Annotated in this window: 11 protein-coding genes; 8 read left to right on the forward strand and 3 right to left on the reverse strand. The window is 47.0% G+C overall.

From position 1 onward, the window contains the following. The first annotated feature begins 51 nt into the window (after positions 1-51). From VFC92_13115 to VFC92_13130, 4 genes are all read left to right on the forward strand, one after another. Positions 52-1395 carry a saccharopine dehydrogenase C-terminal domain-containing protein gene (locus VFC92_13115; protein ID HZK09121.1) on the forward strand — a complete coding sequence of 448 codons (1344 nt, stop codon included), beginning with the start codon at positions 52-54 and terminating at the stop codon, positions 1393-1395. A 260-nt stretch (positions 1396-1655) separates the two neighbouring features. After that, positions 1656-2909 (forward strand): arginine deiminase family protein, encoded by a 1254-nt coding sequence (locus VFC92_13120; protein HZK09122.1) that lies wholly within the window; start codon positions 1656-1658, stop codon positions 2907-2909. A 439-nt stretch (positions 2910-3348) separates the two neighbouring features. Beyond that, positions 3349-5154, forward strand: coding sequence for an aconitase/3-isopropylmalate dehydratase large subunit family protein (locus VFC92_13125; GenBank protein ID HZK09123.1), 1806 nt, complete (start codon positions 3349-3351; stop codon positions 5152-5154). A 177-nt stretch (positions 5155-5331) separates the two neighbouring features. Further along, on the forward strand, positions 5332-5973 hold the full coding sequence (locus tag VFC92_13130; protein ID HZK09124.1) for a cyclase family protein: 642 nt from the start codon (positions 5332-5334) through the stop codon (positions 5971-5973). Positions 5974-5996: 23 nt separating this feature from the next. Here VFC92_13130 and VFC92_13135 read toward each other — a convergent pair whose 3' ends face one another. After that, complete coding sequence (locus VFC92_13135) at positions 5997-6527, reverse strand: hypothetical protein (GenBank protein ID HZK09125.1); 531 nt, start codon at positions 6525-6527, stop codon at positions 5997-5999. A gap of 126 nt (positions 6528-6653) precedes the next feature. On the opposite strand from VFC92_13135, the gene VFC92_13140 reads away from it, so the two are divergent. The 4 genes from VFC92_13140 (at position 6654) to VFC92_13155 (ending at position 11117) form a co-directional block, all read left to right on the forward strand. After that, positions 6654-7229, forward strand: coding sequence for a hypothetical protein (locus VFC92_13140; GenBank protein HZK09126.1), 576 nt, complete (start codon positions 6654-6656; stop codon positions 7227-7229). Positions 7230-7302: 73 nt separating this feature from the next. Further along, positions 7303-7857: a PepSY-associated TM helix domain-containing protein gene (locus VFC92_13145; protein HZK09127.1), complete on the forward strand. Its 555-nt coding sequence runs from the start codon at positions 7303-7305 to the stop codon at positions 7855-7857. A 62-nt stretch (positions 7858-7919) separates the two neighbouring features. Continuing rightward, positions 7920-9401, forward strand: a complete 1482-nt coding sequence (gene malQ / locus VFC92_13150) for a 4-alpha-glucanotransferase (GenBank protein ID HZK09128.1) — start codon at positions 7920-7922, stop codon at positions 9399-9401. 6 nt (positions 9402-9407) lie between these two features. Further along, a complete protein-coding gene (locus VFC92_13155; protein ID HZK09129.1) occupies positions 9408-11117 on the forward strand; it encodes an alpha-amylase family protein in 1710 nt (569 codons plus the stop codon). A 177-nt stretch (positions 11118-11294) separates the two neighbouring features. Here VFC92_13155 and VFC92_13160 read toward each other — a convergent pair whose 3' ends face one another. Further along, positions 11295-12314, reverse strand: a complete 1020-nt coding sequence (locus VFC92_13160; protein HZK09130.1) for a zinc-binding dehydrogenase — start codon at positions 12312-12314, stop codon at positions 11295-11297. Between the two features lie 198 nt (positions 12315-12512). Further along, positions 12513-13526 (reverse strand): dihydroorotate dehydrogenase-like protein, encoded by a 1014-nt coding sequence (locus VFC92_13165; protein ID HZK09131.1) that lies wholly within the window; start codon positions 13524-13526, stop codon positions 12513-12515. Positions 13527-13650: the final 124 nt, after the last annotated feature.

Below are 13650 nucleotides of genomic sequence, written 5' to 3' on the forward strand. Positions count from 1 at the left end.
GACATCCTGGAAAAATTCATTCATATTCTTATTCATAAAACTTTCGTAGAAATGAAAAATATTTTGATGATCGGCGCCGGTCTTTCCGCATCTACACTGATCAAGTATCTGCTCGACCATGCCGAACAACACGATTGGCACATCACTCTTGGCGACAAAGACATCGACGCTGCTGAGCGCAAAATCAACAAACACCCACACGGCAAGGCCATCTTTTTCGATGTAAACGACCGCCGCCAAAGCTGGGACGAAATTAGCCGTGCTGATCTGGTAGTATCGATGCTTCCGGCGTTCATGCACAGCCTCCTGGCTACCGATTGCGTAAAGCAAGGCAAACCCATGGTTACGGCATCTTATGTATCACCCGAAATTCGGGCACTCGACGCCGCAGCCAAAGAAGCTGGTGTTTTGTTGCTCAATGAAGTAGGTGTCGATCCTGGCATCGACCATATGTCGGCCATGCACGTGCTTGACAAACTAAGAGATCAGGGTGCCGAGATGACGGAGTTTCGCTCCTATTGTGGTGGCCTGCCAGCTCCGCAATCGGACAACAATCCGTGGAATTATAAATTTACCTGGGCACCGCGTAACGTAATCCTCGCCGGCCAGTGCACGGCACAAGCCATTGTTGATGGAAAGCATCAATTCATTCCTTACCATCAGCTCTTCCGCCGCACTCGCCGCGTGGAAGTGCTCAACTATGGCGAATTTGAAGCTTACCTCAACCGCGACTCACTGAAATATCGCAGCGTTTACGGCCTCGACGATATTCCTACTTTGGTGCGTGGAACACTGCGCCGACCCGGCTATTCGCAAGCCTGGGATATTTTTGTGCAACTTGGCCTGACCGATGATACCGTGACTATCGAAAATTCAGAAAACATGACCTATCTGGACTTCCTGAATGCCTTCATCGAATCAGACCCTTGCTTCACTCCCGAGGAAAACCTGGCATTTTACACCGGCATCGACATCAACTCAAACGAGATGTATCGCCTAAGGTGGCTGGGCTTTTTTGACAACAAAAAGAAAATTGGCTTAAAACGGGCCACGCCTGCACAGATATTGCAAAAACTGCTTGCCGAAAAATGGGCATTCCTTCCTAACGATCGAGACATGCTCGTAATGCAGCACCAGTTTGGCTACAAGCTGAAAGGGGAACAACGACACATGCTCTCCTCATTGATTGTGGAAGGCGATGACCATGTACATACTGCTATGGCAAAAACCGTGGGGCTTCCCATGGGCATTTCAGTTAAACTAATACTTACCGGAAAACTCAAACTCAGCGGCGTTCATATCCCTATTACAAAAGAGATATACGCACCCATTCTCAAGGAACTCGAAGAGCATGGTGTTCGCTTCATCGAAGAGGAAGTGCCGGTTGAAAATTAATGGTGCCTGATTTTGATCATGACTTTTAGACTTTCCCAGTAAATCCTAAAAGTCATTAAAACAACTATCAGTAGCCGATGTAAACAATCCCAAATAAATTTCAACATGAAATTCAATGACCAAAGCCGTCAAGGATTTTTGAAATTTATCTGGGATTTTTTTTGTAATTAGCTAATAATATTGAATGAGAAGTCAAACAGTAATTTTGTTGAGGGCTTCCTTCCCTGTTTTTGTATTTTTGCCGATATTTTTAAATGTTTATGAAAGAGAATTTTAATGTAAATATCAATAGCGAAGTTGGCGATCTTGAAGCCGTCATCATCCACACAGTTGGCCGCGAGGTAGAGAACATGACGCCCGAAAATGCAGAACGTGCCTTGTACAGCGACATCCTGAGCCTGTCGGTGGCGCGGCAGGAATACATGCAGCTAAGTGGTGTGCTCAGCAAAGTGTGCAAAGTTTTTGAGGTGGAAGATTTGCTTGTTTCGGTTCTGGGCAACGATCAAGTTAAAAATGACTTGATAGCGAAAGCCTGCCCCAATTGTAGCGACCAGCGCGTGTTGACGTTCCTTGATTCGCTCTCGCCAACGGCTCTGGCGCAACACCTGATTGAAGGCGTTGAAGTGCGCCGCGACAGTCTTTCACGTTACCTGAACCCACAGCGATTTGTTGTCAGGCCTTTGCATAACTTCTTCTTCACCCGCGACGCCTCGGTTTCTATAGGAAACGACGTGCTCATCGCAAGCATGGCCAGCCCTGTACGCGAACGCGAGTCACAAATTATGGAGGCCATTTTCGATTACTATCCCGACTTTAATACCAACACCTTTTCCGCTGCCAAAAGCGGCAGCAAGAATAAGTTGCTAAGTATCGAAGGCGGCGACGTACTCATAGCACGCGAAGACGTAACCCTGATAGGAATAGGCTCGCGCACCACGTCCGAAGGTGTGGATGTGATCATTGAGAAAATGAAAGAGAAAGAGAGCGTACACCACATCATCGTCCAGGAACTTCCTCACGAAGGAGAGTCGTTCATCCACCTCGACATGGTCTTTACATTTCTAAGTCAAAACGAGTGCATGGTTTACGAACCAGTGGTGATGCTACCAAATCGTTATAAAACCATTTACATTAAGATCGACAAACGCAAGGTAACCATCAGCGAAGAGAAGAACATTCTCGAATGTCTCTCCCGGCTGGGCATCGACCTGCAGCCCATCTATTGCGGCGGTACTGCCGACAAATGGACCCAGGAACGCGAGCAATGGCACAGCGGCGCCAACTTTTTTGCAATGGGGCCTGGCAAAGTTATCGGATACAATCGCAATGAAGCTACCGTGGAACAACTCAACAAACATAACTATGAGGTAATTAAGGCCGAAGATGTGATCGATGGGATAATCGACCTGAAGGATCACAAAAAATATGTCGTCACCATCGACGGCTCGGAGCTATCGCGCGGTGGCGGCGGCGCTCGCTGTATGACCATGCCACTGCGACGCAAGAAACTTTAAAATTGATTCTAAAAAATCCAACAAATAGGTTTCCTTGATCCTAAATCCTTGAGTTTTGTAGTGAACTACTTCCCTATCGAAAAAACACAACTCAGATGCTACACACGGAAACAGTCGACCGAACAACTCTGGAATTGATATGGCGCTCATTGATAAAATGTCACTTCTCTAAATCTTAAATTTCTTTCAGTGATGATAATTGCGAAGGGCAAGCAGGCTTTCCACTTTACCAATCCTGGAACTTTCAACATAACACTATCTAACAAATCTTACCTTGTGTGAAGAAGCAAAATTAATACCTGCGCTCTGCGCCTGACGCCTTGCACACTGCCATCAATTAAAACCCACCTTTTAAATATTTCCAACTTTTGATGCTTGCCGATGCGAAAAGTGGCTTAGCTTTGCACGCTGTTATCATAAACTAAAAAAACTTTTGGTAATGAACATAATCGAAAAAATATTGGCCAGCCATTCCGGGCAAAAATCCGTACAACCTGGCCAGATCGTCGACGTAACGATCGACTGCCGCGTGGCACGCGACTTTGGAGGAGCCAACGTGGTAAAAAACATCATCGACAACGGACTCACCATCGATGATCCCAAACGCACTTTTTTCACTTTCGACTGCAACCCGGGCGGCTCCGATCAAAAGTATGCCGCCAACCAGCACTTCTGTCGGCAATATGCCCGCGAAAACGACATCAAAATCTACGACATCGATGCCGGCATTGGCACCCATCTGGCTATCGACCGCGGATTGATTCTTCCCGGCGGAACCTTTGTTTCCACCGACTCGCATGCCAACATTATGGGCGCCATAGGAGCTTTTGGCCAGGGCATGGGCGACCAGGACATCGCAGCAGTATGGGCCAGTGGATCGGCCTGGTTTAAAGTACCCAAATCTGTAAAGCTTGTTTTCCAGGGCGAACGTCCGGCAAACATTTCTGCCAAAGATATTGCGATAAATATGCTCAACATCTTCGGCGCCAACAAGCTGCTGGGGTATTCAGTTGAGTTTTATGGTGATGCTATAAAAAAACTCACCCTTGCCGAACGCATCACTATTTCGTCGATGGGAACCGAGATGGGCGCCATCATCCTGCTTTTCCCACCTACCGACAAAATAATAGCTGATTTGGAAAGAATGCACGGCAAAAAGATCACCAGCATTTATGCTGACGATGATGCCGTTTATGATAAAGTAATCAGTATCGACATCAGCAAATTCAAAACGATGGTGGCCATGCCAGGACATCCGCATGACGACATCGATATTGAAGAGGTGAAGAAGGTAAAAATCGACTCGGCATTTATTGGCTCGTGTACCAACGGACGCATTGAAGATATGGCTGCAGCAGCCAAAATTTTGGAAGGACGCCATGTGGCTCCGGGTGTGGTGCTCAAAATCGTACCCTCCACAGACCATGTGTGGCAACAATCGCTGGAGCTGGGATATATCAAGACTTTTAAGGATGCCGGCGCGCTGGTTTCCAATGCCGGATGCGCAGGCTGTGCCGCCGGACAAGTGGGACAAAACGGCCCCAACGAGGTTACCTTAAGCACAGGCAACCGCAACTTTGCCGGCAAACAGGGCAAAGGATTTGTTTACCTTACCTCGCCCGAAGTGGTGGCAGCTTCGGCTGTAGCCGGATACATCACCACTGCCGACCAGATTCCGGAACAACCGGCTACCTTCGCGAAAACAGGAAAGGTAATTCAGGGTACACCCAAAGTAAAATCGGACGAAAAGCAGCCCACAACAGTTGAAGGTCGCATCTGGATAATCCAGAAAGACGACATCGACACCGACATGATCTTCCACAACCGCTATCTTACCATCACCGACATAAAAGAGATGGGACAATACGCTTTTGATAACCTACCGGGATATGAAGATTTTTCGCGCAAAGCCAAGCCTAACGACATAATAATTACCGGCAAAAACTTTGGCGCCGGAAGTTCGCGTCAACAGGCGGTAGATTGTTTTAAGTCGCTGGGCGTTTCGGCAATATTAGCCGAATCGTTTGGGGCCATCTACGAACGCAACGCCATCAACGCTGCCTTCCCCATCCTTACCTACGATCCTGCAGTCATCGAGGAGCTGGATTTGGAGTCAGGTGCTGTGGTAAAACTGGATTTTACTTCCGGAAAAATCACCAACACCCAAAACGGTAAAACGGCCACCATCAATCCTTTCTCCGAAGTGCAAGCCGACATCTTCAAACGCGGCGGGCTTCTGGGGTAAGGTAATTTTTGGAGAATATAAATAATTAACCGCGAAGGCGCGGAGGCGCAGAAAAAGACATTAATAGAAATTTAAAATCTCTGCATCTTCGCGCTTCTGCGATTAAAGTAGTTACTTTTCTTTGCGTCTCTGCAGTGAAATAAGTTTTTTGTTCCTTTGTTATAAATACAAAAGAATATGGCTCTACTCATTGATCTCACCCATACCCTGGAGAACGATATGCCCATTTTCCCAGGCGATGAACCTCCAAAATTCAGTCTGGCCACGACGCATTCCGATGATGGTTCGCAGGTAACGCGCATGGAAATTACCACGCATATCGGCACTCACCTCGACTGCCCGAGGCACTTCATCGACGGAGGCACCGCAACCGACACCAACGATCTTTCTCCATTTTATGGCAAAGCGCTCATGATCGACTGCCGGAAGTTTGGTGGTCACGAAGAAATCACAAAATCGCATCTCGGGCAGTTCAAACTGGAAGGAGAGCAATTGCAATGGTTGATTCTCCACACCGGCTTCTACCGGCATTGGGGCACCCAAAAATATTTCGATCCTTTCCCGGTGCTTTCCCCTGAAGCTGCGGAATACCTCAGAGATATTGGCATCGTTGGCATCGGGCTGGATGTGGCTTCCATCGACTCCATCGACTCCACAGATTATCCGGTGCACAAAATCATTCTGGGCAGCGGGATGTATGTAATCGAAAACCTCACCAATCTTCACCTGTTGCCCGCACAGAGTTTTACGCTGGCAGCATTTCCGCTGCGTATCTCCCGCGGCGACGGTTCTCCGGTGCGTGCAGTGGCTATCTTATAAATCCCTTAAACCAAGTTGTCGGGCTAAGATTTCTCACCCGAAAAGTAATCCGTTTTGTAACGAAACAACACGTTGAAAGTAGTAAAGCTTCCATAGATACGCGTGATGTATTGCTGGAGGTTCACCTTCTCTTCGTCACTCAGCTCGCTGCTGTTGACGCGCTGCTCGAGTACCCGCAGCCGGTCGCGTGCCATTACGATTTTATGAAAGAAAGCGTCGATAGGGATTTCTTTTTCGGACAGATCGCTACGCCCTGGTCGGAGAATCATGGTGCCACCTATCCATTTGTCGCCCATCTCTACGGTTTCCTGCACATCCGAAAACTTTCGCAGCACCTTGACGATCATATTTTCGACCTGCTCATAACTTACCAAATCGCGATCTGGTTCCATAGCATCAATCACTTCGAGTTGCTGGTAGCTGCGCGAAAGACGCCGCCAGCCATGATCGATAAACACGATTTCCCATGCCTCTGCCGAGACCTGCGTGATAACGCCCACTCCAAAATCGGGATGTCGCACCCGGGAGCCTATTCCTAAAACTTGTTCGTCCATACTTATTATCTGTTAATTTTTGCAATTTAGCTTGCTGTATCTTTCAATTATCAAAAACATTACCTTTGCGCCCTTATTATAAAATTCTTAAATGAAATTACAAAACTAAATCACAGGGAGGTAATAATGTTTAAAAAATTCTATCTTTTTGCAATAGCAGCAATTTTCTTTGCTTCTTGCAATAACGCACCAAAAGATCAGGCTGCCGAGGGCGACCAAATGTACGCCGGCGAAACCGAAGTAGTCATGGTTTCACCCGACGAATTCAACGCCAATCCTGACGCTTTTGTCGACAAAAATTTAGTGATCGAAGGTACCGCTGTGCATGTGTGCAAACATGGTGGCAAGCGGATGTTTATCATCGGCACCGATCCCGAAAACCGCATTCAGGTGAAAGCCGGCGACGCTATCTCCAGCTTCGTCGAAACCCTTGAAGGCAGCGACGTAGTTATTCATGGCTTTGTCGACGAGTTACGCATTGACGAGGCTTACCTGACGCAATGGGAAAACGAGCTGAAAGCTGATAACCCTGAATCAGATCTCAAAATCCACCGCGGCGAAGAAGGTCACGACCACGACGAAGGTGACACTCATAAAGAATATGAGCAGATAGAGGGCTACCGCACACAAATGGCCGAGCAAAACGTCGATCATCTTTCGTATTACTCCATCATTGCCAGTGAGTGCAAAGAAAAAAAATAATAAAAGCATTGCAAATACAAAAAGGCCAGGAAAGTACTTTCGTGGCCTTTTTTATTAAAAAACAAGACAAATCATGAAAATAAAATGGCGCAAATGGAACCGAGCGATTCACCGCGACGTGGGCTATTTCTTTTTTGCCATGAGCCTTATCTACGGGCTTTCGGGCATAGCACTCAACCACATCGGCGACTGGAATCCTAACTACATCGTCACACGTACAATGTTGGATACAGGACATCCTTTGGATGATGATATGGATCGCGAGCAAGTGCTTGACCTGCTAAAGCCTTACGGTGAGTCCAAAAACTACAAGAAACATTTTATGTCCAACCCATCGCATCTCAAGGTTTTTTTGAATGGTGGCAGCCTGTTGATCAACATCAACACCGGGCAGGGCGAGATTGAGAAAATTTCGCGGAGGCCCGTATTTCACGCAGTCAATTATTTGCATAACAACCCTAAAAAGTGGTGGACATTATTTTCGGATGTCTTTGCCGGCGGGCTGATCTTGCTGGCATCCACGGGACTTTTCATCCTAAGGGGGCGCAATGGTATCACACGACGCGGAGCCATTATTACAGCTGCCGGCATCATTGTGCCGGTGGTTTTTTTGCTTTTGTATTATTAAAAAATATACTGCTTTAAAATCTATTTTTGTTGGCTAAGATTAACCACTAAGAAAGATACTACATGAAACAATCACGCAGCAGCGGCATTTTACTTCATCCTACTTCCCTTCCAGGAAATTACGGCATCGGCTCGCTGGGTCAGCAGGCTTTACATTTTATCGATTTCCTGCATCTCGCCGGCCAAAAGCTCTGGCAGGTGCTACCGATGGGTCACACCGGATATGGCGACTCTCCGTACCAGTGTTTTTCAATTTTTGCCGGCAACCCCATTCTCATAGACCTTGACAGCCTGAAAGATGACGGTTTACTCGACGACCTCGATCTTTTGAACGACGAAACATTCGACAATGGTAAAGTGGATTATGGGAAAGTCATCATTTTTAAAAACAAAGTCCTGCTGCAGGCTTTCGCCAAATTTAAACAAAGCTACCTGCTGCATGATGCTTACACTCTTTTTATCAATAAAAACCAGCACTGGCTCGACGACTACGCCACCTTTATAGCTATCAAAGAACATTTTGGCGGCAAACCCTGGTGGGAATGGCCCGAAGCCTACCGCTTTCGTCAGCCTGAAACCATCGAACGTTTTACCAAAAAACACGCTCAGTCGGTTTCTTTCCAAAAATTTGTACAATACCTTTTTCACGGACAATGGCATCGCGTAAAGCGTTACGCCAACGAAAAAGGAATATCCGTAGTTGGCGACCTGCCGCTCTATGTGGCGCACGACAGCGCCGATGTGTGGAGCAACCACCTGGTGTTTCAGTTTGATGAGAATCGTGAACCCAAACATGTTGCCGGTGTGCCGCCCGATTATTTCAGCGCTACAGGTCAGCTTTGGGGCAACCCGCTCTACGACTGGGATTACATGCAGGCACATAGCTTTGAATGGTGGGCCAAACGAATCGAGGCGTCGATAGAACAATACGACATCATCCGCATCGACCACTTCAGAGGCTTTGAGGCTTATTGGGCGGTGCCTTACGGCGATAAGACCGCAGAAAATGGAAAGTGGATAAAAGCACCTGGCAAAGAACTTTTTGAAGCAATCGCTGCAAAACTCGGCAAGTTACCCATCATAGCCGAGGACCTGGGGGTAATCACAGACGCAGTAGAAGCTTTACGCGATGACTTTGAATTTCCGGGCATGAAAATTTTGCAGTTTGCTTTTAGTGATGACCCCGACAACTGCTATCTTCCGCACAATTACCGCCGCAACTTCGTGGTGTATACCGGCACGCACGACAACGACACATTGAAAGGATGGTACGACAATCTGGAGCCGGAGGTTTGTCAACAGGTGCGCGAATATATCGATAGCAAAACCGGCAATATCAACCAGAAACTCATCCGGTTGGCCTGGAGTTCGGTAGCCGATGTGGCTATTATCCCACTGCAGGACCTGATGGAGCTGGGCAGCGAGGCGCGCATGAACATTCCGGGAACTCCTTCGGGCAACTGGCACTGGCGCTGCCAGCAACACCAACTTACACACGACAAAGCTGCCTGGCTGAAACATATCACCAAAATTTACCACCGATAATCCAATATGAACCACAAAATCATCATCTACCAAACCCTCCCCCGACTCTTTGGCAACAAGACAAAAAAGACCGGATTTAATGGAACTTTAGCCGAAAATGACTGTGGAAAATTTGATGATTTTACCCACGTGGCGCTGAAACAAATAAAACAGCTTGGCGCAACCCACATCTGGTACACCGGTATACTTGAACATGGCACCACCACTGACTACAGCGAATACGGTATTAAAAAAGATCATCCTACTTTAATAAAAGGTCGCGCCGGCTCTCCCTATGCCATCAAAGATTATTATGATGTTGATCCCGATCTGGCTGTCGATCCGCATAAGCGCATGCAGGAATTTGAAGCGCTGATAAAACGCACGCATGAGACCAATCTTAAAGTGATCATCGATTTTGTTCCGAATCATCTTTACAGGGAATACTTTTCAGATGTTAAACCGGAAGGTGTTGAAGATTTTGGAAAAAATGACAATCCTGAAAAGTCATTCGACCCACAAAACAACTTTTATTACCTGCCCGGCACCGAATTTCATCTACCTGACGGGATTGCATGGCTGCAAAATATAGAAAACGAAATACCTCCGGAGCCTTACCGGGAAGTGCCTGTCAAAACTACCGGCAACGACCGCTTTACGGCACATCCCGACAAATACGATTGGTACGAAACCATCAAACTCAACTATGGTGTGGATGTACTCAACGGACGGAAAACCTACTTTGATCCGATGCCGGATACCTGGCACAAGATGCTCGACATTCTGCTATATTGGGCAGCCAAAGGCGTGGATGGCTTCCGCTGCGATATGGCCGAGATGGTGCCGGTGGAATTTTGGCAATGGGCGATTGGAGAAGTAAAAAACAAATTCCCCGAAATAATTTTCATAGCCGAAATCTACAATCCGTCTGCTTACACAGATTATATACAACGCGGCGGCTTCGATTATCTCTACGATAAAATGGGCGTTTACGATACGTTGTTCAACATTATCCACCATGGTGCGAGCGCCCGCACACTTACCGGCTGCTGGCAGGCGCTGGAGGGAAAAGAGAAACAGATGTTGCGGTTTATCGAAAATCATGATGAGGTTCGGATAGCTTCGGCGGCTTATGCCGGAAATCCTCGCGCCGGAATTCCGGCCATGACCGTTACCGCCGCCATGAATACAGGTCCGGTGATGCTTTACGGCGGACAGGAAATGGGCGAGAGAGCGGCAGGCGCTGCGGGTTACAGTGGCGACGACGGACGAACCACCATATACGATTATGCCGCAATGCCACAACACCAGCAATGGATGAACGACGGAAAGTTTGATGGCGGACTGTTAGAGGACGATCAAAAGTCGCTGAGAAAATTTTATCAGAAATTACTTACTTTTTGTCGTGATAGCGAAGCCATTGCTGCCGGAAAATTCTACGATCTGATGTGGGCAAACGAAAACGCGCCACGCGGAATTTATGCCTGGCTGCGCTACACCGAAAATGAAAAATTGCTGTTGGTAGTAAATTTTGAAAACAAGAAAATAGAGACTTTCGTCAAAATCCCCGAGCATGCTTTTGGTGAGATGGGATGGAGTGATAAAAAGGAGATGCGATTAACAGATATTTTGCAACCAGATACGATGGGACTTCAAAAGCAAGAAATTTCAGAGCGGGGAATACCGCTGGTTCTTGAAGGATACGGGGCAAGGATTATAACCCTTGCTGGGTTTTGAATTCAGCGTAGCCTCGCGGTAGCTTGAAGCCCTTGCAGGGTTTTGAATTTAGCGGAGCCTCGCGGTAGCTTGAAGCCCTTGCAGGGTTTTGAATTCAGCGGAGCAGACAGGGAGTTTGCTTTGCCCAAGTGGGTTATGCGCAACGAAACGAAACCCTGCAAGGGCAGTGGGAAGCGCCTATGGCAGCAAGAGGATTTTGCCGGAGGACATCGCAGAAATATATTGGCGGATCCCATCCACAAAACGATCGAGGGGGAATGAGGCCTGGATTTGCGTGGCAAGCTCGCCGCTGGTGAAGAGTGATTGGATAGTTTCTGAAACCTTTTCGAATTCATCAGAGGTTTTTTCGCTGATCCATCCGTTGAGGTTAAAGCCACGAATAGTCTTGCTTTTAAAAATTGCGCCAAGCGTATCAAATCCTGATAGAGGCTGCCCCGACAGTCCGCCATAAACGATCACTTCGCCGTTGTCTCCAATCGCGTTGAAGAGTTTTCCACTCAGCTCCCCTCCTACTGCATCGATGGCAGCGGTAGCTTTCAGCTCAAAAGCCAGCGCCTGAAGTTGTTCATCAAAATTATCATCGCTGATATTTAAAACATGTTTTACTCCTTCGTTTTTCAATGCTTCCACCTGCTCCGGTTTGCGCACCAGATTTATGACTTCGATGTTACGGCTTAGCGCAAAATGACGGATAAATTTTCCAACTTGTCCGTTAGCAGCCGACTGGATGACGGTTTTATGTCCGCCCTTTTGTACATGCTCCACAAGCGCCCAGGCCGTGAAGGGATTGATAAACAAGCAAGCGGCTTGCTCTACCGGCATATCTTTATCCACAACGAAATAATCTTTGTCCGACAGCGCCACATATTCAGTCCAGGCACCCTGGCGGTCGTCGTTTACATAAAAAGTAACACGCTTTCCGATAAGATTTTCTTTTGATCGTTCGCCAACACTGACGATGGTACCAGCACCTTCGAAACCTGCGATTGCCGGAAGCGTTTTTCGAACATTGTAGCCACCACGCAGAAAAGCCAGATCGGAAGGATTTACCGGGGAAGCTTCCACACGTACCAGCACCTGATTGGTGGCGGGCTGTGGCACGGGGATTTCTGCCACACGCATCGCGGCAAGCACACGCAGCAGGTTGCTGTTGTAATCATTAAGTTGAATGGCTTTCATTGTTTTAGGAAGAGACATAAATTTCTTTTTTAGAAGCTAAATAACAAACGACAATAAAACATCCGCCAATAGTCGGAGTAAACATCATAAATAAATTTCAATATTAAAAACTCAATGACCAAAAGCGATACGAATATTTGAATTTGATTCTTTATTAATACAAAAGCCGCTTTCGGTTGAAGAAGGCGGCTTTTGATTTATTCATTAAAAAAAAGACTACCGCATCGGATATTTTTTGAAAATCTCTTCTGATCTCATCAGGATATCCACATATTGTGAACGCTTGTAGGCAAATGGATCGTTCATTCTATTGCGCGAGAGCTTGCCTTTAAAATCGTCGATGTTAGCATATCCTTTCTTGTCCATCCACTGGTTGATGTCGGAAAGGATATTTTTGATTTGTCCGATACCGTTTTTGTACAAAGTGGTAACTACCTGCACTGCGTTGGCACCGGCGAGGAGCATCTGTATGGCGTCGGTTCCGGTGAGGATTCCCGTATTTCCAATAATGCTTCCATTGATGTTGCCGGCAAGTATGCCTGCATAGCGCAACGAAAGACGATAGTCGCCATGGTTGGAAAGGAACCACGGGAACACCAGTTCTTCGGTTTCGATGTCGATGTCGGGTTGGAAAACACGGTTGAACAACACAAAGCCATCACAACCCAGCTGATCCATTTCTGTTATTACCTTAAAAATGTTGGTGTAAAACGGGCTTAACTTGACGCTTACAGGAATGTTGACGGCCTGTTTTACTTTTTTGAGAACGGCCAGTTGCTGTTCCACGATCTCTTTGCCGGCTTTCTTGTCGTCGCGGGGATTGGCATAAAAGTTCAGCTCCAGGGCAGCGATGCCAGTGTCAGCAAGTTTTTTAGCATATTCGGTCCAGGTGACGTCGTACACACAGTTGAGGCTGCCAATCACCGGTAGGTTTACCTTTTTCACTATCCGCGCCAGACTCATCAGGTGCTTGTCCGGGCCGGCGTGTTCTATTTTCGGAAACAGCGTCACCATCTCGGCATGGCGCTCGTTATACTCGCTGAGGTTGTCGTCGAGCTGTGCGCGCTCGAGCTGTATCTGCTCCTCAAAAAGTGATTTGTAAACAATTGCGGCGGCACCGGCAGCTTCTATCTGCGCCAGCGCGTCGTCGTCCATCACCAGATTACTGGCGCCCACAATCAGCGGGTTTTTAAGTTCCAATCCCAAATAAGTGGTTTTCAATTCTGCCATATCATCGTATTTTTTTGTTATTAAAATGTGCTTGTTAATTTTATTTGTTCTGTTTCGGACAAAAATACCAAAAATCATCTCTCCCCGCCATACCTATTCTTTAAAAATCATTAAGATAAAATTG

This window comes from Bacteroidales bacterium, from assembly GCA_035647615.1.
Taxonomy (GTDB): Bacteria; Bacteroidota; Bacteroidia; order Bacteroidales; family 4484-276; genus SABY01.

Coding starts and splice junctions, on each gene's coding strand:
- VFC92_13130 (HZK09124.1), top strand. CDS start 5,332: ATGGCTCTACTCATTGATCTCACCCATACCCTGGAGAACGATATGCCC.
- VFC92_13125 (HZK09123.1), top strand. CDS start 3,349: ATGAACATAATCGAAAAAATATTGGCCAGCCATTCCGGGCAAAAATCC.
- VFC92_13120 (HZK09122.1), top strand. CDS start 1,656: ATGAAAGAGAATTTTAATGTAAATATCAATAGCGAAGTTGGCGATCTT.
- VFC92_13155 (HZK09129.1), top strand. CDS start 9,408: ATGAACCACAAAATCATCATCTACCAAACCCTCCCCCGACTCTTTGGC.
- VFC92_13165 (HZK09131.1), bottom strand. CDS start 13,526: ATGGCAGAATTGAAAACCACTTATTTGGGATTGGAACTTAAAAACCCG.
- VFC92_13115 (HZK09121.1), top strand. CDS start 52: ATGAAAAATATTTTGATGATCGGCGCCGGTCTTTCCGCATCTACACTG.
- VFC92_13160 (HZK09130.1), bottom strand. CDS start 12,314: ATGTCTCTTCCTAAAACAATGAAAGCCATTCAACTTAATGATTACAAC.
- VFC92_13145 (HZK09127.1), top strand. CDS start 7,303: ATGAAAATAAAATGGCGCAAATGGAACCGAGCGATTCACCGCGACGTG.
- VFC92_13135 (HZK09125.1), bottom strand. CDS start 6,527: ATGGACGAACAAGTTTTAGGAATAGGCTCCCGGGTGCGACATCCCGAT.
- VFC92_13140 (HZK09126.1), top strand. CDS start 6,654: ATGTTTAAAAAATTCTATCTTTTTGCAATAGCAGCAATTTTCTTTGCT.
- malQ (HZK09128.1), top strand. CDS start 7,920: ATGAAACAATCACGCAGCAGCGGCATTTTACTTCATCCTACTTCCCTT.